Source organism: Brevibacillus reuszeri (assembly GCF_001187725.1).
Taxonomy (GTDB): Bacteria; Bacillota; Bacilli; order Brevibacillales; family Brevibacillaceae; genus Brevibacillus; species Brevibacillus reuszeri.
This window is the reverse complement of record NZ_LGIQ01000011.1, coordinates 480124-500694: the sequence shown is the minus strand read 5'-3', so window position 1 is coordinate 500694 and position 20571 is coordinate 480124. Positions and strand designations below refer to the sequence as shown.

21 protein-coding genes are annotated in these 20571 nt (G+C 47.2%); 18 read left to right on the top strand and 3 right to left on the bottom strand.

Going from position 1 to position 20571, the window contains the following annotated elements:
• Positions 1-257 precede the first annotated feature (257 nt).
• The 15 genes from ADS79_RS27280 to ADS79_RS27210 all read left to right on the top strand — a co-directional run bounded on the left by ADS79_RS27280 (position 258) and on the right by ADS79_RS27210 (position 15867).
• Entirely contained in the window at positions 258-2153 is a 1896-nt protein-coding gene (locus ADS79_RS27280) for a serine hydrolase domain-containing protein (protein ID WP_236700120.1), read from the top strand.
• A gap of 133 nt (positions 2154-2286) precedes the next feature.
• Positions 2287-3507, top strand: a complete 1221-nt coding sequence (locus ADS79_RS27275; protein WP_049741601.1) for a hypothetical protein — start codon at positions 2287-2289, stop codon at positions 3505-3507.
• Between the two features lie 133 nt (positions 3508-3640).
• Positions 3641-4534, top strand: coding sequence for a hypothetical protein (locus ADS79_RS27270; protein ID WP_049741600.1), 894 nt, complete (start codon positions 3641-3643; stop codon positions 4532-4534).
• A 145-nt stretch (positions 4535-4679) separates the two neighbouring features.
• The gene (locus ADS79_RS27265; RefSeq protein ID WP_049741599.1) at positions 4680-5021 is read left to right on the top strand and encodes a hypothetical protein; all 342 of its coding nucleotides are present in this window, start codon (positions 4680-4682) and stop codon (positions 5019-5021) included.
• Between the two features lie 233 nt (positions 5022-5254).
• Positions 5255-6316 carry a suppressor of fused domain protein gene (locus ADS79_RS27260; RefSeq protein WP_049741598.1) on the top strand — a complete coding sequence of 354 codons (1062 nt, stop codon included), beginning with the start codon at positions 5255-5257 and terminating at the stop codon, positions 6314-6316.
• A 63-nt stretch (positions 6317-6379) separates the two neighbouring features.
• Entirely contained in the window at positions 6380-6607 is a 228-nt protein-coding gene (locus tag ADS79_RS27255) for a hypothetical protein (protein WP_049741597.1), read from the top strand.
• Positions 6608-6754: 147 nt separating this feature from the next.
• Entirely contained in the window at positions 6755-7039 is a 285-nt protein-coding gene (locus tag ADS79_RS36320) for a hypothetical protein (RefSeq protein WP_049741596.1), read from the top strand.
• A 291-nt stretch (positions 7040-7330) separates the two neighbouring features.
• Positions 7331-8596, top strand: coding sequence for a hypothetical protein (locus ADS79_RS27245; protein ID WP_049741595.1), 1266 nt, complete (start codon positions 7331-7333; stop codon positions 8594-8596).
• A gap of 19 nt (positions 8597-8615) precedes the next feature.
• Positions 8616-9542 carry an ABC transporter permease gene (locus ADS79_RS27240; RefSeq protein WP_049741594.1) on the top strand — a complete coding sequence of 309 codons (927 nt, stop codon included), beginning with the start codon at positions 8616-8618 and terminating at the stop codon, positions 9540-9542.
• A 61-nt stretch (positions 9543-9603) separates the two neighbouring features.
• Positions 9604-10533 (top strand): ABC transporter permease, encoded by a 930-nt coding sequence (locus tag ADS79_RS27235; protein ID WP_049742157.1) that lies wholly within the window; start codon positions 9604-9606, stop codon positions 10531-10533.
• Positions 10534-10547: 14 nt separating this feature from the next.
• Complete coding sequence (locus ADS79_RS27230) at positions 10548-11546, top strand: ABC transporter ATP-binding protein (protein ID WP_049741593.1); 999 nt, start codon at positions 10548-10550, stop codon at positions 11544-11546.
• Positions 11546-12529 carry an ABC transporter ATP-binding protein gene (locus tag ADS79_RS27225; RefSeq protein ID WP_049741592.1) on the top strand — a complete coding sequence of 328 codons (984 nt, stop codon included), beginning with the start codon at positions 11546-11548 and terminating at the stop codon, positions 12527-12529. The genes ADS79_RS27230 and ADS79_RS27225 overlap by 1 nt, the downstream gene beginning before the upstream one ends.
• Before the next feature lie 86 nt (positions 12530-12615).
• The gene (locus ADS79_RS27220) at positions 12616-14274 is read left to right on the top strand and encodes a peptide ABC transporter substrate-binding protein (protein ID WP_049741591.1); all 1659 of its coding nucleotides are present in this window, start codon (positions 12616-12618) and stop codon (positions 14272-14274) included.
• Between the two features lie 67 nt (positions 14275-14341).
• A complete protein-coding gene (locus tag ADS79_RS27215) occupies positions 14342-15073 on the top strand; it encodes a gamma-glutamyl-gamma-aminobutyrate hydrolase family protein (protein ID WP_049741590.1) in 732 nt (243 codons plus the stop codon).
• Positions 15070-15867, top strand: a complete 798-nt coding sequence (locus ADS79_RS27210) for a M55 family metallopeptidase (RefSeq protein WP_049741589.1) — start codon at positions 15070-15072, stop codon at positions 15865-15867. Before ADS79_RS27215 ends, ADS79_RS27210 begins: the two co-directional genes overlap by 4 nt.
• 123 nt (positions 15868-15990) lie before the next feature.
• Here the strand turns inward: ADS79_RS27210 and ADS79_RS27205 are convergent, their stop codons facing one another.
• Positions 15991-16461, bottom strand: a complete 471-nt coding sequence (locus ADS79_RS27205) for an NUDIX hydrolase (RefSeq protein WP_084766135.1) — start codon at positions 16459-16461, stop codon at positions 15991-15993.
• An 87-nt stretch (positions 16462-16548) separates the two neighbouring features.
• Positions 16549-17616: an NAD(P)/FAD-dependent oxidoreductase gene (locus ADS79_RS27200; protein ID WP_049741588.1), complete on the bottom strand. Its 1068-nt coding sequence runs from the start codon at positions 17614-17616 to the stop codon at positions 16549-16551.
• A gap of 256 nt (positions 17617-17872) precedes the next feature.
• On the opposite strand from ADS79_RS27200, the gene ADS79_RS27195 reads away from it, so the two are divergent.
• Complete coding sequence (locus ADS79_RS27195; protein ID WP_049741587.1) at positions 17873-18133, top strand: DUF1450 domain-containing protein; 261 nt, start codon at positions 17873-17875, stop codon at positions 18131-18133.
• 221 nt (positions 18134-18354) lie between these two features.
• On the opposite strand, the gene mqnE is transcribed toward ADS79_RS27195, so the two are convergent.
• On the bottom strand, positions 18355-19458 hold the full coding sequence (mqnE, locus tag ADS79_RS27190) for an aminofutalosine synthase MqnE (RefSeq protein WP_049741586.1): 1104 nt from the start codon (positions 19456-19458) through the stop codon (positions 18355-18357).
• A gap of 323 nt (positions 19459-19781) precedes the next feature.
• On the opposite strand from mqnE, the gene ADS79_RS27185 reads away from it, so the two are divergent.
• Together ADS79_RS27185 and erpA are read left to right on the top strand one after the other, a co-directional pair.
• Positions 19782-20006, top strand: a complete 225-nt coding sequence (locus tag ADS79_RS27185) for an aspartyl-phosphate phosphatase Spo0E family protein (protein ID WP_049741585.1) — start codon at positions 19782-19784, stop codon at positions 20004-20006.
• Between the two features lie 151 nt (positions 20007-20157).
• Positions 20158-20517: an iron-sulfur cluster insertion protein ErpA gene (gene erpA, locus ADS79_RS27180; protein WP_049741584.1), complete on the top strand. Its 360-nt coding sequence runs from the start codon at positions 20158-20160 to the stop codon at positions 20515-20517.
• The last annotated feature ends 54 nt before the right edge of the window (positions 20518-20571 follow it).

The window sequence follows — 20571 nt, the reverse complement described above, 5'->3', positions numbered from 1 at the left end:
GATCCACCACAAAAAGCGGATGGTAAAGATCACCCAATTAAGCCACGTCCATCGGCGACTGACAGCTATAAGCAGGATGAACCCCCCTTTTCCAGATTCAATTTGCAAATGATTATAGCATGTGTCTCGACGAAGTGTTATCACGAATAGTCATGATAGGTTGTCACTTTCCCAAATGACAGTTTGATCCTCATACTTAGCCTCATCGCTATAGCCTAGCGACGAAAATCGCTCATAAAAGAAAGGTGATAATGGCTATGTCTGCTTCATACAAATGCTTGACCTCTATACTAGCTTTTTGCTTTCTATTCATGTTCTGCATTCCTCATACAAATGCGAATGCGAATGAGGCTTCGCCGTTTTCCGCGGAAGCTTTGCAAAAATTGATTGATCCTGTCATGCAGGAGGAAATGAACAGGCTTCATATTCCCGGTGCAGCGGTTGTTATTACTCATGGTGAGAATATCATGTATAGCAAAGGGTATGGATTCGCTGACCTAGAGCAACAAATACCCGTTAAACCGGAAAGTACGATATTTCGGCTAGGTTCCTTAACGAAATCCTTAACAGCTACATCTGCTATGCAGTTGGTCGAGCAAGGAAAGCTCTCCCTGCATGATGATATCAATGCTGCCCTGAAGGATTACAAGGTGCGTGGAAAACATGGCACGATTGCACTCCATCACCTGCTGACGCATACGGCAGGTTTGGATGTAAATCTGTATGAAAGAGATAATCGGCAAGGTTCGATCCCGCAATGGTCAACGGATTCGATCAGAACGTATTTGGAAAGACAGCCGACGGTATTTGTACCTGGAAGTAAATTCCTATACAGCAATGCCGGATTAGGACTAGTAGGCAGTGTGGTCGAACAAGTATCCGGACTGCCTTTGAATGATTACATGCAGGAACATTTGTTCAAACCACTCGGTATGAGCAGCGCGAGCTTGAATCTCCCGCAGGATCGGACTAAGCTGGCAAAGAGCTATGCCTATACAGACAACGATTATCAGGTGATTCCATATTCTGGAATTAATTTTCCTGGGGGAGGAGCCGTAAATATGGCACCGAATGACTTCGCCCCTTATATGATCGCGCATTTGTCCAACGGCTATTTCCGCGGCAAGTCCTTGCTTACACCGGAAACAGTTCAGATGATGCATGCGAAGCAATTCTCTTCTCATGAACGCATGTATGGTATTGGGTACGGCTTTTTTCGGTCGGAGACAGTGAATGGAGTTCCCTACTTGTGGGCGAATGGAGGTATTGACGGATTTATCTCAAAAATGGTGCTCTTTCCTTCGGAGTCGATTGGCATCTTTATTACCGTCAATGCGGGAAGAAGCGGAATGGAAATGCATGAGAAAGTTGTTGGCGCTATCTCCCAAATAATCGACTCGAAAACAGCCCGCAAGTCGCTTCCTCCCGTTAAAAGTTCGTTGAGTGCGATTAAGGAATTGGAAGGGAGATATGAGTTGTACTTGGCGGCAGAGCACGGCTGGGCCAAGGTACTTCGCCTGCTTGGCAGTTTGCCGTACACAGTTGAAGTCAAAGATGATCAAACATTAGTGGTGACCGGCTTATTTCAGAACGAAGGGGAACGGATTATTAGGAAAGAGTTTACCCAAGTAGCAGAGAGGTTCTTTCAGGAAATCGGTGGGGTGGAGCAGCTTTACTTTCATAAAGAACAAGGAAAATGGACTCTTACAGGTCCAATGTACTTCTCCATCGCGCGTACGGAATGGTATGAGTCAGGAGTGATCTTGATGGCGCTGTATATAGCACCAGGCATCTTGTTCACGCTCATTCCATTCGTCTGGCTGCTGAGGTATGCAGTACGGCATTGGCGCAAGCAATCGCATAGCATCACTGCGGTTATTCCCATCATTGCTCTCCTTCAAAGCATCTTCTTCCTAGTTCAGTTCATCTATGGAAATCAGGAGATTCTATACGGATATTCGCTGTTCTATCAGGTTGGTGTAACCTCCATGCCTCTTATTTCAGTGGCGGTGGCTGTTTATTTATTGATTCGTATCTGTACGTCCAAGGAGCAGGACCGGTGGAAGGCGGTAAACATCGGTATCGTCATACTGACGATCCTATATACATTTTATCTGTACTATTGGAACTTTCTCCCTGTACATTTTTCGTAGGAGTAGGAGGATTCAACCATGGACGGAAATGAATCAGCCGAATTTCACTCTGAACTTTCAGTTATCAAAACAAGTAACCAAAGGGATTTGCATATCGTCTACCTAACATCACGAATAAAAGGATGATTTTTCCATGTGTTGTAAAAAAATAGTCATTGGAATGATTTCCTCTGTGCTCTGCATGTCATCCATCGTTGTTAGTTCTCCGGTCCCCACGGTTGCAGCTGCTTCCAGCTATCAAATCACCTATAAACTCCCGCCCAATCCCGAGAAATACTTGTTTTTGAATGTGGAGATGGTCGATATTTTAAATCCGCAGAAACCAGCATTTATGAGAACTTATGTACAAGAGGACTATCTTGTTGATATGGATAGCGGAGGCTCGCACTTTAAGACTTTTTACGCTGACAATCTGCGATTCATGACTTCAAAAAAGGGCTTCCTCTGGAATATTTATCACTTTATTGGGATTTTACCTCCCCATTACCCAGTTAATATGGATTGGGATGAATTGGATAGGCGGATCGAGAGTACACAGAGCTTTTCAGACGAGGGTCGAGCGCTACGCGAAAAGAGAGCAGAGCTACAAATGAATGCCCACTTGCAGCCTCTTATCGACGCAGGATATGTCAAATGGGAAGAGCTCGACGATGGAATGGCGACGAAGGAATTCATAGCGATGGTTCTCTATCGGATGTTTAAAGAAGTACGCCCCTATCATGGAGGAATTGATTTGAAGGATTCGGAGGATACAGCAGTGCGGTGGGCTGTTGAAGTAGGACTTCCGGGATTTAATGTAGATCAGAAGGGATACGTATATCCTCAACTCCCATTGAATCTCAAAGCGGGACAGGAAATATATGCGCAGGAGCAGCCTTATCTTCGGATATTTCAATTCATTAACCTGATCCTGCCTGGGAAAAAAACTGCTTCAGGCTGGGAGTATTATCAGGTAAAGCTCAAGCCAGGGATGGCTCCTATGCTGGTCGATGATGTTGTACGTGTAAATGGCATGCCCATGTCCTCATTTGACGTATGGGGAGTGGAAAGAAGGGAAGCGGAAAAATCTCCTCTTTATCAGCAAGCGAAAAGTAAAATCGGACAATATAGTATCTCTCGCTTTCCACAGATGCTCGCTCAAGCGCGCATAGACGCTCTGAAGCCGCGGGCATGGGACTGGAGCCGCGACCTGATCCACCATCCGCGATTTGCCAAAGAGATTGCGGCATACCGAAAAAACAAGAGTAGCAAAAACTTGAATGCCGTCTATCAGGCTGTCAGAGGGTACTACAATCTGAACATCCGCCAAGACTCTGTTATCGTAATAAAAAGCGTTTTGGAAAACGTCAAGTAAGAGGTCGTTAAGCAAAACTCGCCAGCGTTTTTTACCAGTTTGTCTTTCGTTCGTTAACGGTTTGTAACAAAAAGGAAAGGGCTTCGTCCTATAGTTATGCATATACCGATGAACAACTAGGGAGGAAATAACAATGACGAAAAAATGGATGAAGCCCGCAACCTTTCTGCTGCTGGCAGGAGTAGTAGGCGTAACTGGATTGACTTTGGCAAATACAAAGGTAGCACATGCGGATTCAGAAAAAGGAAAGCTGTTTGCAGCAGTGGAACAGCTCAAATTAGATAAAAACACATACGTCATCGATCAGAAAACAGCGGATGTAAACGGGGATAAAGTTGAAGACATCGTGTATCTGGTTGGAGTAAAAGAGAAGGCAGACGATATTTATGCGTCCAACATGAACCTTGTCGTACAGGATGGCAAAACAAAAGCGTACAGCAAAACAGATATCAAAGATTTGGGTGGTTACGAGGGAGAGCTGACACTGCTTGATTTTACAGGTGACCATGTTGCCGATGCTTTCGTAAAAACAGCGACTGGCGGCTCCGGCGGCATTTACAATCATGTAGTGGCTACCTTTGCTGACAACAAGCCTGCCGTCATTTTCGGCGAAAATGAAAATGAGGGAATCAAATATGAGGGGTCCTTTGTAAACGGCTTTAAGGTCGAAGGAAAAAGTGCACAATTAGACAAGCCGCTCACGATTGATGTCAGCGCAAATCAAGATGTGTACGTAGCAGCCAAGCTGTACGATAAAGCAGGCAAGGTGCTGCTCACGGATGCAGATACCTCCGTTATGACGTACCCTTTCGGCTCTTTGACACCGATTGATATGGATGGCAATGGCACCTACGAGCTGGTTGGGGAACAGCGAATTGTCGGAATCAATAATACAGACACTGTCTCCCGCATCAACTCCGTATGGGGCTATCAAGCAGACGGCAAATGGAATCCTTGGGAAGTAGAGTATTCCACATTCGTGAAAAAGCATCCAGGTGAAGCGATCAATACCATGGTCGGCAAGTAATACACAGAAATAAATAATGATCGCCTCCTTTTCCCGCAGCTGGTTGAAACGGAGGCGTTTTTCTTTGTCCATGCAGGATGTTCTATCAACCGCCTCTGCCTCATATAGTTTTGGGGTAAAGCTGTAACCAGAGGAGGACGAGCAGATGGAACAACAGGTAGCCCGCTATTATGAGCTGAAAGAATTACAAAAACAGCTAGAGGATGAGCTAAACGAGCTGCGAAGCAAGCTGATCGACGCTTATGCAGGAGTCGGGAGCGCAGAGGAAGGCGACTATAAGCTGTCCATCAGCTACCAGGACAGGCGAGAGTTTAATGATGAAAAGCTGTACAACTCGTTGCCTGATCCGTCACTTTGGCGGCTCATGTCACGTGCCGATACAGGAAAGATCACCAGTCTGCTCAAGCTGAACGTCATACATGAGCAAATATTGGCAGGCACGTATGAGCAAAAGAAGGTCCCCGTTTTGCGTGTGCAAAAGCGCTAGAAGTGGCCGTCAGGTACAGTTCTGGCGGTTTTTTCATGAGAATTGTGATCCTGAACCTGATCTCAGAAGAAAAAAGACAAAAATAGGAAAAACACACTACGGAAAACTAGGTCTAAAGATATATTTGAACTGTAAAATTAGATAGAAATTGCCAGTTGTTGTCATCCGGTTTTATACTTTATGGAGGAATCAGGGATTTAGATAGAGGGAGAATGTACGGGAGGTTGTCATACATGACCGAAGAAGTTGCCTCGGTTGGCTGGGACGCCATTGATGAGGAAATGACGAAAATTTATGGACAGCAGGAGCCGAAGCATTATGGGACGTACCTGCCTTATGCACTGGGAGGTCCAGACCCGTTAGATGGGATTAGTGCCTACAAAGCAGAAAAGCCAGTTCCACACTGGCATTTTGTTACATATGGATTTTCAGAGCTGTATGACAAGGAATCCGAGAATCTGGAGGACAGCGGCTACGGGTTCGAGCTAACCTTTCGGCTGATTAGAGGGGAAGACGAGGATGAGCCGCCAGCATGGGCACTGAATCTGCTTCAAAATATGGGCAGATACGTTTTTAATAGCGGCAACGTGTTTCGTGCAGGCGACTATCTGGATGCGAATGGGCCAATCTGTTTGGATGCCGATACCGAACTGACTGCGCTTGCTTTTGTCCAGGATCCGGACTTGGCAGAGATTGATACGCCGAATGGTCGGGTCCAATTCCTGCAGATGGTGGGTATCACGGGCGATGAGCTCGAATCGATGCAAACGTGGAATACACTTGGGGTGCTTGCTGCCGGTTTCCCTTACATACCGAGCTACATGACAGATTTGGAGCGGACTTCTTTGTTGCAAATACCTGCTGTGTCCGAGGCGATCCGTCAGGGGGCAGAGGAGGAAGGCTCGAACACCGGCTTACTCTACGTCAGCCAGCTTGCCTGGGAGCCGGGCAAAAAAGGATGGTTTTCCAAGACGCCAGCCACACTTCAGCTAGGGGCAAAGCAAGCAGAGATCATTGGCAAGCTGCTGCTCGGACGAATCCGAAAAGGAAACAGGCTGAGACTGATTGGTGCAGACATCCAGGTTATTTTTGAACCGGGAGAGAAGCCAGGCTTTGTATCAGAAGAAGACGAGGTTCGGATTGTTCTCGATGACCCGACAACGGTGGAAATGAGCAAAAATTTGCTGCCAAAGGAAAGCAAATTCGAAATCGCTGGATTAGCTGGTATTTCCATTCAAATCTTAAAAACCAATATTACAGATAGCGACGGAAATGTTGTAAAGGTCATCGGTTAAAGGAAAAGGGAAGCAAGCGAGAACCAAAAGGCGAAAGCAGGTCGATTATGGGAGAAGGCTTTCGTGGACTATCGTACCCAATCGTATAATTTGACACATTATCTCGCAGCTGTAATTTTGGGCGGATTCTTGCCTGCCATCGTGCTTGGAATGAAAAACGTGAATGGACTTCGAGTCCGTCCGCTTTGGAATTACTTGCTCGGAGGTTTTGGCATCGTTCTTTTCATCGCTACTGCAACATGGGGCTACCGACATCTTCTGGCCGCTGGCATAGGAGCAGCCCCTCGATGAGATGGATGCGCTCGGCTACAACCGAAGCCGGTCGTCGTCAGATACGATGCGTACCGTCATTGATACCTTGCTGACAGAGATCGAGGGGATCGAAGCCAATACAGACAAGGAAAGACGATTTTTGCCATCAAGCTGGCAGATCGACCATTGGAGCAAATCGATTATGACCTATTGGCAAAAGAGACAGAGTTGTACTCGGGCGTTGATATTGAAAATGTAGTTGAGACGGCAACCGAAGAGGTCATTGCGGAAATGATGCACACGAGAGTAGAGAGACCGATTCATATGAATGATTTGAAAAATGCCATCCAGTCAACACAGCCTTCTACGATTGACTGGCTGCGCACAGTGAAAAACGATGTCAAATACGCCAATCAGGGCGGTCTTTACAACGAGGTAGAGACATTCTTGTCGCGTTATAAACGGATCTAGCCAAAAAGCTTATTTCTGCACGTAGATGTGTGGAAGTAAGCTTTTTTGGTGTTGAAGCCCATAATGTTTTTTTATAGGAGGGGACAAGCCGAACATAAAATTCTAATACAAGTGTAGATTGACAATTCAGACTTTTGAAAATAACATTAGCTTAAGTTGAATTACAGACATATTAGAGAATAGTTTTAGCGGATTTAAATCAATTTTTCATCTCATTTACTGGTATTATCTGCCAATGAACGTGTTTTTAAGTAATATCAGACAAATTAAAGACTAGTAGAAGGTGATTTGTTGAACTTCACATTCGCAGTAATTGGACCCAAGCTGTTAGTCGATGATATCTGTGAAGTATTGGAGGAGTTTCCACATATCGAGCCAACCAAGCTCATTTACGATTCAGAAAAAAGCGTTCGTGAACTGCTCCAGGAAAGCATGGAAGTCTTTGATGTTTACTTTTTCAGTGGCGATGTACCGTTCCTTCTATCACAAGACCTAATCCCACCACATTCGTGCTCGCTATTCATCCCCTTTGAAGGAACCGAGCTGTACAAAGCCATCATTCAAATTTACCGTCACTACCACTTCTTTCCGATCATCAGCTTTGACGGAATTCCAGCCAAGCATTTGCAAGAATTTTTCGACGAAATTGAGGCGCCCAATGCAAAGTGGTACTCCAAAAATATGGACGGCTTTCAAAACTCTGAGGAGTTGATCGAGCACCATATGAAGCTCTGGCAGGAGGGAGTCGTTCAGGTTGTTGCTACGAGTATTTACTCCGTTTATCAACAACTGAAGAACAGTCATGTACCTGTCTTTTTCATCAAAAGCACGAAACAGCTCATCCGCGATACGGTCAACAAGGCGTTTTGGATGGTGAATGAGCAGAAGAAGCAGCTGGCGCAAATCACTGTGCTGCAATTCAAAACTCAGCCGGATATGGAGGTACTGCACAAAAAAATAACCGATTTCAGCAAGCGCTTGTTTGCCTCCACTACGAGTGATGAAGCGGGCGAGTACACGCTGTATACGACGAGAGGACTTGTCGAAAAGGTCACCAAGGACTTTACGAGCTTTCCGATCTTGAAAAATAGCAGCGGTGAGCAGGGAACGATCAATCTCGGGATCGGGATGGGGGAAACGGTCGAGCGCGCCCTATACAACGCCAATCGGGCAGTAGAGTTTGCCGTACGCAATCCAGGCAACAGTGCCTACCTCATCGACGATCAGATGAAGGTGTTAGGTCCGCTGGGGACGAGAAATACGCTGAATTATTCCTTGATTGACGAGCAGCGTGGCGATTTCGCTTCTACAACCATGCGAAAGCTGTTTTCCTGGCTGCAGCTCATTCAAAAAAACGAGGTGACGACTCGGGAAATCAGTGTCGGGATGAATACCGGGGAACGCAATGCAGCGAGAATGGTCCAGAAATTAAAGGAAAAAGGAATTGCAGAAGTTATCGGCAGCGAATCCATGAGCCAGCGAGGCAGACCACGTCCCATTTATCGGATTGATTTGCACCGTTTATCGGAGGAAGTAAAGGTCAGGAACAACTTATAGACACAAAAGGAGGTTCGAGATGGCTGGTTATATCGTTAAACGGTTATTCGCGAGTATTTTGACGATGTTTGTTCTCGTGACGATTACCTTTTTCCTGATGCACGCTGTACCAGGTGGTCCCTTCAGTCCTGCTGAGGAGAGGAAAGTACCTAAAAGCGTCATGGAGAAAATGGAAGCAAAGTTTGGCTTGAATGAACCGGTGGGCGTGCAGTATGTGAATTACCTCAAAAGTATCGCCCAGGGTGATTTGGGCTTTTCCTTCAAGCAATCCGATGTCACGGTAAACGAGCTGATCTCACGAGGCTTTCCTGTATCAGCAAAGGTCGGGCTGGTCGCAATTGTGCTTGCGCTCATCATCGGCATGTTGCTCGGGATTACTTCGGCGATCAAGCGAGGGAAGTGGGCGGATTGGGCTTCGATGATTTTTGCCACAGTTGGTATTTCCATCCCGAACTTTGTCCTGACTGTCCTGATGCTGTTTTTGTTCGCAGTCGTTTTGAAGCTGCTGCCTACATACGGACTGTCTAGCTGGAAGCATTATATTTTGCCAGTCGTTGGATTAGCCTTTGGGCCGATTGCTTATATCGCCAGACTGATGAGGTCGAGCATGCTTGAGGTCATGCGCCAGGACTATATTTTAACAGCTAGAGCCAAAGGGGTTCCCGAATATCGCGTTATTTTCAAGCATGCACTCAAAAATGCCATCATTCCAATCGTGACGTATTTGGGACCGCTTGTGGCTGCGCTTTTAACGGGAAGCTTTATCGTGGAGAGGGTCTTCTCCATCCCGGGCATCGGCAGGGATTTCGTAACGGGTATCAGTGATCGAGATTATTCCGTCATCCTCGGGCTGACTGTCTTCCTTGGATTGTTCATCATCATTGCTAATTTTATCGTGGATATTCTTTATGCCGTGATCGACCGGCGGGTAAAAATTGAGGAGTAGGTGATGACTGGATATGAACTACGCTGCGCAAAGAAATGAAGGAGCCATTCCACCCTCCGGCATGGATCAGACGTGGGCGAATCTACCTGACGAGGATTTTGTCAGGCTGGACGAATCTACGAGACAGAATGAGACGATCTCGCGTCCGAGCAAATCGTATTGGCAGGATGCGTGGAGTCGCTTCCGCAAAGACCCGCTGGCAATGATCGGCCTATTCATCATCGCTGTCATTACCGTAGCAGCCATAGTAGGCCCGATGTTCTCGCAGTACACCTATGACGGGCAGGATATCGCGGGTCAAAATCAGGGGCCGTCGGCAGAGCATTGGTTTGGCACAGACAAATTCGGACGCGATATTTTCGTCCGTGCGCTCTACGGAGCGAGAATCAGCTTGACCATCGGGGTTGCAGCGGCTGCCATCAATCTGGTGATCGGCGTCATTTATGGAGGAATTTCCGGTTACTTTGGCGGCAAGGTTGACATGGTGATGATGCGTATCGTCGATATTTTGATCGGTGTGCCTGAGTTGCTCTACATTATTCTTCTTATGATGTTTTTGGGAAATACGATTGAAAGCATTTTGCTTGCGATGTCGCTAACGTATTGGATCGGGACTGCGCGAATGGTACGCTCACAGGTCATCACGCTCAAGCACCAGGAGTATGTGCTCGCAGCGAGATCTACGGGGTCATCCAACATGCGCATTTTGTTCAAGCATCTCATTCCAAATAGCATGGGTCCCATTATCGTAACGGTTACGTTTTTAGTTCCTTCCGCGATCTTTACAGAAGCCTTTCTCAGCTTTTTAGGAATCGGGATTCAGGTTCCGATGGCGAGCTGGGGCACTCTCGTGAATGATGCGATTCCTACTTTGTTTACGCAGCCTTATCAGATGCTGTTCCCGGCGCTTGCCATCAGTATCACGATGTTTGCGCTGAACTTTATCGGTGATGGACTGCGAGATGCCCTGGATCCGAGGTTAAAGAAATAAAGGCGGGTGGTAACGTGAAATTACTTCAGGTACAAAATCTTAAAACGACATTTCATATCGATGCGGGAGAGGTACAGGCGGTCAGAGGTATTTCCTTTCACGTGAATAAGGGAGAATCCATCGGAATTGTAGGCGAATCGGGATCGGGAAAAAGTGTTTCGATGTTGTCCCTTTTGAAGCTGCTGCCGGGAAATGCCAAGCTCGAGGCAGACAGTATCCAATTTGATGGCATCGAGCTGGTTCAAACAGACCAGAAAGCGATGCGCAAGATGCTGGGAAAAGATATCGGCATGATTTTTCAGGACCCAATGACATCATTGAATCCTCTCTTTACGATCGGAGAACAAATTATCGAGCCGCTTCGCATTCATCAGAAGCTGTCCAAGGCAGAGGCGCAAAAAAGAGCGATTGAAATCTTGCGGATGGTCGAGATTCCCAGTCCAGAGAGCCGCCTGAAGCAGTACCCTCATGAGTTTTCCGGTGGGATGAGACAACGGGTGATGATTGCCATCGCGCTGTCCTGCTCGCCAAAGCTGCTGATTGCCGACGAGCCGACTACCGCACTCGACGTAACGATACAGGCGCAAATTCTCGATTTGATGCGCGATCTGAAAAATAAATTGGACGTCTCGATCGTCATGATTACGCACGACCTCGGTGTGATTGCGAATATGTGCAACCGGATTGTCGTCATGTACGGAGGAACGATTGTTGAGCAGGGAACGACCAGAGAAATCTTTTACGAGCCCAAGCATCCGTACACATGGGGGCTGTTGCGATCCATCCCGCAGTTTACAGAAGGGGAGAAGAAAAAGCTCATTTCCATCCCGGGGAGTCCTCCTGATTTGCTCCGGCCGCCAGCAGGCTGTGCGTTTACGTCAAGATGTCCGTATGCGATGAAAATCTGTGAAAAGCTTCCTCCGCAGCAGATTTCCTTATCCGATACACATCAGGCGGCATGCTGGCTTATGCATCCGAAAGCCCAGCCCCATGCGAAAGAGGTGATCAGCTGATGGGGGAAGCAAAGCAGGCGCTCGTCGAGGTTCGGAATCTGAAAAAGTATTTTGAAGTGCAAAAGAGCTTTCTCGGGCGCAGCCAGACACTGTTGAAGGCAGTTGATGATGTCAGCTTTACGATTCAAAAGGGAGAGACGTTTGGACTGGTAGGTGAATCAGGATGCGGCAAGACAACGATAGGCAGGACGCTGTTAAAGCTGTATGAGCCGACAGACGGTGACATTTTGTACAAAGGACAATCCATCAGTCAGCTCGGCTACAAAGAAATGCTTCCGTATCGGAAAAAGATGCAGATGATTTTTCAAGACCCGTATGCGTCTCTGGACCCCCGCATGACGATTGCTGAAATTATCGGTGATCCGCTGGTAGTACATAACATTTATCAGGGCAAGGACCGAATGGATCGGGTCAAGGAGCTGGTCGAGCTCGTCGGACTCAAAGCAGACCATTTGAATCGCTACCCGCATGAGTTTTCCGGGGGACAGCGTCAGCGGATCGGTATCGCCCGCGCCTTGGCTGTTGAACCGGAATTCATCGTATGTGATGAGCCGATTTCTGCTCTGGACGTATCGATTCAGGCGCAGGTCGTCAACATGCTTGAGGAACTCCAGGAACGCTTTGGACTCACGTATCTGTTTGTGTCACACGACTTGTCAATGGTTCGGCACATCTCTCACAAGGTAGGCGTGATGTACCTGGGAAGTCTCGTAGAGTACGCCCCGGTAAACGAGCTGTACACGAACATGAAGCACCCTTATACGCAGGCCCTGCTGTCTGCTGTACCGATTGCCGACCCGGATACCGCTGAACGCAGCGAACGGATTCATCTGCAAGGTGACGTGCCAAGTCCGATGAATCCGCCAAGTGGCTGTGCATTTCGCACACGCTGTCCGTATGCGATGTCAAGATGCGCCGAGGAAAAGCCGAGGCTGCGGGATATCGGCAATGGACACGTCGTCGCCTGTCATTTAAACGATTGAGTATTCGCATCACTTCCAGACTGATATGGATGCTGCTTTTATCGTCGGCGGCTCATATAAACAATCATAAAAATGGGGGGACGAGTATGAAAAAGAGATTGGGTGTGGTGCTCGCAGCGTTATTGGCGATCACCTCCGTTACAGCTGGATGTAGTAGCGGCGGGACACAGTCACAAGGCCAGCCGAGCCAGCAGCAGACGGCTCCAAAAGCAGAAGGGGAAAAGCCTACCGCAGAGCAAAAAATCATTTATGCCTTAAGCAAGGAACCAGAGGAAATGGACCCGACCTTGAACGTGTATTCACGCTCATCTATCGTGCTGCAAAACCTGTTCAGAGGCCTTTATAAAATTGATGAATCCGGGAAAAAGCCAGTGCCGTCATTAGCAGAAAGCCATGAGCTGGATGCGACAGGCACCAAGTACACCTTTAAAATCAACAAAAATGCGAAGTGGTCGGATGGCAAGCCAGTAACCGCCCAGGACTTCGAATATTCCTGGAAGCGCGTGCTCAATCCTGACGTTGCTTCTGGTGCGGCTTTCTATCTGTACTACCTCAAAAACGGAAAAGCCTACAACGAGAAAAAGGCCAGTGCAGATGATGTTGGCGTAAAAGCTGTGGACGACAATACATTGGAAGTGACGCTGGAAAACCCGACTCCGTACTTCCTGGAGCTGCTTTGTGTAACGGCGTACTATCCCGTCCGAAAAGATGTCGTAGAAAAAGAGGGATGGACGAAATCGCCTGAAACCTATTTGACGACAGGTCCATTCATGCTGACAGAGCTGAAGCCAAAGGAAAAATACGTTTTGAAGAAAAATCCGAATTATCTCGAAGCTGACAAGGTGAAGCTGGATACGCTGGAGATCGTGTTTATCGAGTCTACCGAGGCTGAGCTTGCAGCATACACCAACAATGAGATTCAAGTCTCCGACAACATCAGCCCTGAGGGCATGAAGCAGTACCAAAACACACCAGAGTTTTTCTCAATTCCGCGAATCGGCATGCAGTATTTTGATTTCAATGCGTCCAAGAAGCCTTTTGACGATGCCAAGGTTCGCAAGGCATTCAGCATGTCGATCAACCGTGAGCAGATTATCACGAGCATCGTTCAGTCTGTAGAAAAGCCTGCTTTTGGCATGGTGCCGTACGGGATTCCACACGGCGTGCAAAAGGATAAGGATTACCGCGATGTAGTCGGAAATGTATTTAGCGAAAACGTCGACGAAGCGAAAAAATTGCTCGCCGAGGCAGGCTATCCGGATGGAAAAGGCATTCCAGAGATCACGATGATCGTCATGGCAAGCCAATCTGACAAAGATATTGCGCAGGCGCTGCAAAGCATGTGGAAGCAAAATCTCGGGGTAGACGTGAGCATCCAGACGTTTGAATCGAAAGTATATTGGGATGAAATCGACAATGGCAACTTTAACATTGCATCTGATGGCTGGACAGGCGACTATCCCGATCCAATGACCAACCTCGACATTTTCGAAGGGGTCAACACAGCGGATAATTTGCGCTGGAACAGTGCGGAGTACGACCGTCTCCTGGAAGAAAACCGCAAAATTTCCGATCAAGCCAAACGAATGGAGAACTTTGAAAAGGCAGAGAAAATACTGGCCGATGAAATGCCGATCATGCCAATCCGCTTCTTCGAGGATCAGTTCCTGGCGAAGCCAAATGTCAAAGGTGTTTTGAAAAACTACATCGGTCATACGATTTTTGAGTACGCGTATGTAGAGTAATCATCTGAACAGGGGAGGGTCGGGAAGCGATGGCTTTTCGGCCCTGCCTCTTGAGGGAGTAGCAAACATGAAACCGATTATTGGCGTAACGACATTTTTATCCGAGGCTTCCAAGTACAGTACGGTATCTCGTAACTACATTGATTCCATTTATGCGGCGGGGGGCTTGCCAGTCACTATTCCCATCGTTTCAAATGAGTCGAACTACGAGGATTACATAGGGATGGTAGACGGTATTCTTTTCTCAGGAGGAAACGATATTGCTCCTTACTATTATGGAGAGAACCCGGTTAGAGAGCTGCATTCGATGTCGACGATCCGAGACGAGTATGAGTTTTCGCTTTTCCAAAATGCCTATGAGAAGAAAATGCCGATCTTTGGCATCTGCCGCGGCATCCAATTGATCAACGTAGCGATGGAGGGAAGCCTCTATCAGGATATATACAGTCAATGCCCGGGCACACTGGGGCATTCACCTGAGCATACGGCCTCTGATGAATTTTATCATGCGGTGCAGATCAAAAAGGACACACGTCTCTACGACATTTTTGGCGAGGAGCGGATTTTCACGAACTCCTTTCACCATCAGTCTGTCAAACAGCTGGGACGAAATCTAATCGCGACAGCGTACTCTGAGGATGGTATTGTGGAGGCGGTAGAGAGCACAGAGGAACGGTTTTTATTGGGCGTTCAATGGCATCCAGAATGTATGACCAAGCGGCATCCGATGTTCCTGAAGCTGTTTCGTGCGTTTGTGGAAGCTTCCATTCAATACAAACAAAGGGAGGTATCTGTATGAAATTGTTCATTAGCGCAGATTTGGAAGGGGTAGCTGGAATCGTCAACTGGAGTGAAGCGGATATTGAGAGCTCGTTTAGCAAATATTTTACCGAGCAAATGACCAAAGAAGTGAATGCCGCTTGCGAAGCGGCAATCGCGTCAGGGGCAGAAGATATTTTGATCAAGGATGCTCATAGCACAGCGAGAAATTTGGACCCGTCAAAGCTGCCAGAGCAAGTGAAAATTTTGCGGGGCTGGACGCGCGATCCGTACTCGATGATGGCGGGACTGGATGACAGCTTTGACGGCGTATTCTTTATCGGCTATCACTCGGCGGCAGGGGCTAATGGAAACCCGCTTGCGCACACGATGAACATGCAAAATGAGTATGTGAAGATCAACGGTGAGATCGCCAGCGAGATGTTGATCAATGCCTATACCGCCGCATCCATGGGCGTTCCCGTCCTCCTGGCAACCGGAGACAAGATGATTTGCGAAGACGCCTTGAAAATCAACGCGCATATTAAAACGGTTCCCGTAAGCGAAGGGATCGGCAATGCTTCTATTTCCATCCATCCGAATGTCGCACTCAAAAAGATCAAGGAGCAGGTACAGGCCGTACTCTCCGATGATTTGAGCAAGTACAAGGTTGATCTGCCTGAATCGTTTCACGTAGAGATCGCCTTCCGTGAGCACTATTTGGCCTACCGTGGCTCGTTCTATCCGGGTGCCAAGCAGACAGGTGCCAAAACGGTTGAATACGAAACAAACGATTATAACGAAGTCCTGCGCTTTTTGTTTTTCGTTTTGTAATGCCCGATACGGTTTCGGTTTCGAGGTGCTTAAGAAAGCGATTCTCTCCGTGCCAAATCAAAGAAGGCTTATTCCGGTGCTTTTCAGCGGGAATAAGCCTTTGCTTTTGTTTTGTTATCTCAATTATCTGACGATGGGTGCCTTTAAACCTTCCGCCCAATCGAGAATAAATGCGGCTTGACCGGGATTGAGCGGTTGCGGGAGGCTGTCTCTTGGAAAGAAGCGATGCTCGGAGCTTTCCAAGCCTTCCTGTTTAAGCTCGCCATGATAAGAGGTTACGCGAAAAATGATCTGCACGCTGAAAATTTTGTCACCGTTTGGATACTCGCGAAGACCGATGTCCCCCGAATAAATCCCAAACAACTCAGGCCCCTCGATGATCAAATCGGTTTCCTCCAGGACCTCCCTGTGCAGTGTCTCCATGAAGGTCTCGCCAATCTCCATAAGGCCGCCTGGCAAACACCAATTATTCTGATCCTTGCGTCTTTGCAGCAGAATTCGTCCCTCTTCGTCCTCAATAATGGCACCGCAGCCGACCGTAATCAATCTTTCATGTCCAATCATACTGCGCATCGTTTGAATATAATCATTCACTTGGAAAAATCCACCTCCCTCTCCTGGATTGTACAAAAAGAAAACCTGTTTGACCATAGGGCCAACAGGCTTTAGCTTATACAGGCATTATCCCATATGCTTTTTGTACATCCACAGCTGTCCACTTTTGATGACGCGAGCCATCTGGCCAACCAGAGACATTTTTCCCATGCTCGCGAAGCCTTCTTTTTTACCAAGTGAGCCAAGGAAGCCTTTGTGCTTGAGAGCAGGCAGAGACGCAGGGTATTCTTCGCCTTTGATGTCTTTTCTCAGCATGAGGGCAATCTGCTCGCCTTGTATTTCAGCCGTTTGAGCGCTTGGTGCGATGATCGTACTCGCACAGTCGCCGACGACGTAGACGTTCGTATGGGTTGGAATTTGATGATATTGATTTAATTTAGCCCGTCCAATGTTGTCGGCTTCGATGGGGAGAGAGCGTACAATGCGATTGGCTTGGATACCAGCGGTCCAGACGATTACGTCGCTTTCTACTGGCTGATTATGGTTGAATACCACTCCAGGCTCAATACTTGTCACGCTTGCCATGGACACGAGCTGTACTTCATGCTCGATAAACCATTGGGACGCATATTCCTGCAGCTTTTTCGGGAATGGACTCAGAATGCTTTGTCCGCGGTCAATGATACGTACGTTCAGGTCAGGACGGCTTTCACGCAGCTCGGCAGCCATTTCTACGCCGCTCAGTCCTCCTCCGACTACTGTAACGGTTCCGTACGGATTCACGTTGTTAATTTCCGAGTAAGTATTGCGCGTAGCTCCCATAGTTTGGATGGAACAGGTATACTGATCCGCACCAGGGATATCATGATAACGGTCCTCACAGCCTAAGCCAATAACGAGCCAATCGTAGGAGAGGGTGTCCCCGTTTGCAAAATTGACGACCTGCTCGTCCAATTCCAATCCTGTAATTTCGCCGTACTTAATAGTCAGGCGAGGATCGTTTGGAAACGTGACACGCAAGTGAGATTCCGGCGTCGTCCCTGCAGCCAGAGCGTAGTACTCTGTTTTCAAGCCGTGAAATGGCATTCTGTCTACAAGGGTGATAAACACGTCGTCTGGTAAATCAGGGGACAGGACTCGCTCAATAATTCGAAGACCCCCGTATCCTCCACCAAGGATCACAAGTCGTTTCATAGAAGGTCTAGTCCTTTCTTCTGTCCGCTTTTGACAGACAGGAATTCAGTAATTATGCCCTATCTCTCGCAAGGGCAACGAAGGCTCCTCCAAAACGTGTTGGAACCCATCAGTTCTACAGCACCCACTCTATTTTTAGTCTCTTTCAGCAAAAATGCAAGCAGAATCTTTTTCCCACATTCGTCGCTGGATTTTTCCCGCAGACACGATACAATATAGAGCGTAACAATGTCGAAATAATCGGTAGGTGAGGAATATGAAACCGTTAGTAGAATTTTGCGCGAGCAACGTCTCTTCTTATACGCAATCGGTTGTCGATGCGCTCGAAAATGATCCGGAGCTGGATGTCGATGTACTGGAGTACGGTTGCCTTGGTTACTGTGGAGAGTGCTACATGCTGCCTTTTGCGCTCGTAAACGGTAATTTGATCCAGGCTCCGACAGCTGAAGAGCTGCTTGCCAAAATTAAGAACAAGCTGCGGGAACAAGACGAGCTGGATGCTCTTTTTCCATTATAGGAGATTTCATTAGGATGTTCATTTTGTTCCGAGCAGAACACATGGACATGAAAAATAAAAAAACCTCTATCGAGGCTTCCTATAAGAAGATCGACCGCGTTTTAGAGGAAAGTTTGTATGCGCTCCAGAATTCATAAGCGTTGTGCTTATCAATTCTTACACGTAAAAAAAGCTGATGCCGATCTTGCATGCGGGCATCAGCTTTTTTGCTTGAATGATGATTAGTGTTCTTTGATGACGTTATAGAAGGTATCACGTTCCAGAGCGCGTTTGCCAGCGCCTTTGATCAGCCATACCAGCTCATCCACAGTCAGAGCTTGCTGCGTAAGTGCACCGGCAGAGTGGCTGATGCGCTCCTCAATGAGGGTTCCGTGTGCATCAGAAATACCCATAGTCAGAGAAAGCTGTGTCAACTGTGTACCGATGTTGATGAAGTACGCTTTGATATGTTGGAAGTTGTCGAGCATCAAACGGCTGATCGCCATCGTTTTCAAGTCGTCGATAGCGGAGTTGCGACGTTTGATACCAGCAGTTGCTTTGATCGGTTGCACTGCAAGCGGAATAAATACCATGAAGCCGTTTGTGTCGTCTTGCAGCTCGCGAAGACGCATCATGTGGATCACACGCTCTTCCAGTGTTTCAATCGAGCCGTACAGCATGGTAGTGTGGGTTTTCAAGCCGAGCTCATGAGCTATACGGTGTACTTGCAGGTACATGTCTGTGCTTGCTTTCTCCGGGCTCATTTTCATGCGGTAACGCTCTGTCAAAATTTCTGCGCCGCCACCTGTCAAGCTTTGCAGACCAGCTTTCATCAGCTCTTGCAGCACTTCGCGGATGGAGAGGCCAGAGATGCGGGAAAAGAATTCAATTTCCGCACCGGTATAAGATTTGATCGTTACATCGGGATACGCTTTTTTCAAGGTGCGAAGTGTATCGAGATAGTATTCAAACGGTTGGTGCTGGTTATGTCCGCCTACAATGTGGAACTCGCGGATGCCAGGATGAAAACGCGTTTCTACATAATGAAGCAGTTCTTCCATGTTCATTGTGTAAGCGCCGTCTTCACCTTCATCACGTCGGAACCCACAGAATTTACAGTGAGCTTCGCAAACGTTTGTAGGGTTGATATACAGGTTTTGCAGGAAGTAGACATTGTCTTGATTTTTACGATAATTGACAATGTTTGCCAATTGCCCAATCGTGAGCAAATCGTTAGAGTTGAACAGGGTGACACCGTCTTCGAGCGTGAGACGTTCGCCGTGCATGACTTTTTCTGCGATTCCGGCGAGCGATTTATCTTGGATGGCTAAGGTTTCAACCGCCATTCCAAACACTTCCTTTCCCAATCAAATAGTCGTCGTAGCTAGTGACTTCGTCGCATTTTTACCCCAATTTTGAGCGTTCTGGGGATGGAGAAATCACTAATAAATAGAGAAAATCTCGGGCAACAAGGCACCTATATTATAAACCTCTTAGGATTTGCGAACAATATCATAAGTTCTCCAACTGCAAGCTGTAAAATTCTAACATTTCCCGTCAAATGCCGTTTGTTTTTTGGGGAAAGTGGGAAATTATGTTTGCGAAAACGTAGCAGATCTTGTAAAATATAGGTAAGAAAGCCTGAACTAGAATTAGGAGGAGCTTCATAATGCGGGACGTTTTACTCGAAAAAATCGAACTCCTTCGACAGCGTATGGTAAATATAGGGTTAGAGTTTGGGTTAGATCATCCAGAAGTCCTAGAATACAGTATACAAATTGATCAACTACACAACGAACTGAACCAGATAGATCATCATAATCTGTCTAAGGCCGGTAGCCGAAAAAATCCATACCGTTTTTACTTGCTGGAAAACAAAGCTTTTTTTGCGTAGGGAGGGGGAAACCCTCTTTTTTTGTTTTTTCCGCCAAGAATGGGCGCCACAAGTGCAGGGTAACCTTGTGGGAAAGGGAGCTTCTTTGTATACTGAAGATAAGTAAGAAACAAGGGAACCAGAAGTAAGCCTGCAAAGGAGTGATAGTAGCATGATTACATTGACAGAGCAAGCCAGCCACAAGGTCAAGGAAATGTTGGCGGCAGAAGGCAAGGAAGGCTCGTTTTTGCGTGTGGGTGTCAGACCGGGTGGTTGCAGCGGCTTTACCTATGGTATGGGCTGGGATCACGAGATGAAGGAAGGCGACGAGACCTTCGAGCAGCATGGTGTAAAAATTGTTGTCGACAAGGACAGCTATCTATACATTAAAGGAACTGAAATCGACTACAAGGAGTCCATGATGGGCGGCGGATTCTCCATTGAAAATCCGAATGCGATTGCTTCCTGTGGCTGTGGGTCATCGTTCAAGACAGCATTGGCAAAAGGCAAAGAAGAAAAATGTGACGATTAGTACCATAGAAGTGGTTCAAAAGACCTCTTGCGACTATGTAGCGAGCTACATGTG

Bases quoted from the DNA above. Each gene is read 5' to 3' on its own strand.
- mqnE (WP_049741586.1), bottom strand. From the start codon at position 19,458: ATGGCGGTTGAAACCTTAGCCATCCAAGATAAATCGCTCGCCGGAATC.
- ADS79_RS27240 (WP_049741594.1), top strand. From the start codon at position 8,616: ATGGCTGGTTATATCGTTAAACGGTTATTCGCGAGTATTTTGACGATG.
- ADS79_RS27280 (WP_236700120.1), top strand. From the start codon at position 258: ATGTCTGCTTCATACAAATGCTTGACCTCTATACTAGCTTTTTGCTTT.
- ADS79_RS27275 (WP_049741601.1), top strand. From the start codon at position 2,287: ATGTGTTGTAAAAAAATAGTCATTGGAATGATTTCCTCTGTGCTCTGC.
- ADS79_RS27220 (WP_049741591.1), top strand. From the start codon at position 12,616: ATGAAAAAGAGATTGGGTGTGGTGCTCGCAGCGTTATTGGCGATCACC.
- ADS79_RS27225 (WP_049741592.1), top strand. From the start codon at position 11,546: ATGGGGGAAGCAAAGCAGGCGCTCGTCGAGGTTCGGAATCTGAAAAAG.
- ADS79_RS27235 (WP_049742157.1), top strand. From the start codon at position 9,604: ATGGATCAGACGTGGGCGAATCTACCTGACGAGGATTTTGTCAGGCTG.
- ADS79_RS27215 (WP_049741590.1), top strand. From the start codon at position 14,342: ATGAAACCGATTATTGGCGTAACGACATTTTTATCCGAGGCTTCCAAG.
- ADS79_RS27210 (WP_049741589.1), top strand. From the start codon at position 15,070: ATGAAATTGTTCATTAGCGCAGATTTGGAAGGGGTAGCTGGAATCGTC.
- ADS79_RS27200 (WP_049741588.1), bottom strand. From the start codon at position 17,616: ATGAAACGACTTGTGATCCTTGGTGGAGGATACGGGGGTCTTCGAATT.
- ADS79_RS27265 (WP_049741599.1), top strand. From the start codon at position 4,680: ATGGAACAACAGGTAGCCCGCTATTATGAGCTGAAAGAATTACAAAAA.
- ADS79_RS27185 (WP_049741585.1), top strand. From the start codon at position 19,782: ATGCGGGACGTTTTACTCGAAAAAATCGAACTCCTTCGACAGCGTATG.
- erpA (WP_049741584.1), top strand. From the start codon at position 20,158: ATGATTACATTGACAGAGCAAGCCAGCCACAAGGTCAAGGAAATGTTG.
- ADS79_RS27195 (WP_049741587.1), top strand. From the start codon at position 17,873: ATGAAACCGTTAGTAGAATTTTGCGCGAGCAACGTCTCTTCTTATACG.
- ADS79_RS27260 (WP_049741598.1), top strand. From the start codon at position 5,255: ATGACCGAAGAAGTTGCCTCGGTTGGCTGGGACGCCATTGATGAGGAA.
- ADS79_RS27270 (WP_049741600.1), top strand. From the start codon at position 3,641: ATGACGAAAAAATGGATGAAGCCCGCAACCTTTCTGCTGCTGGCAGGA.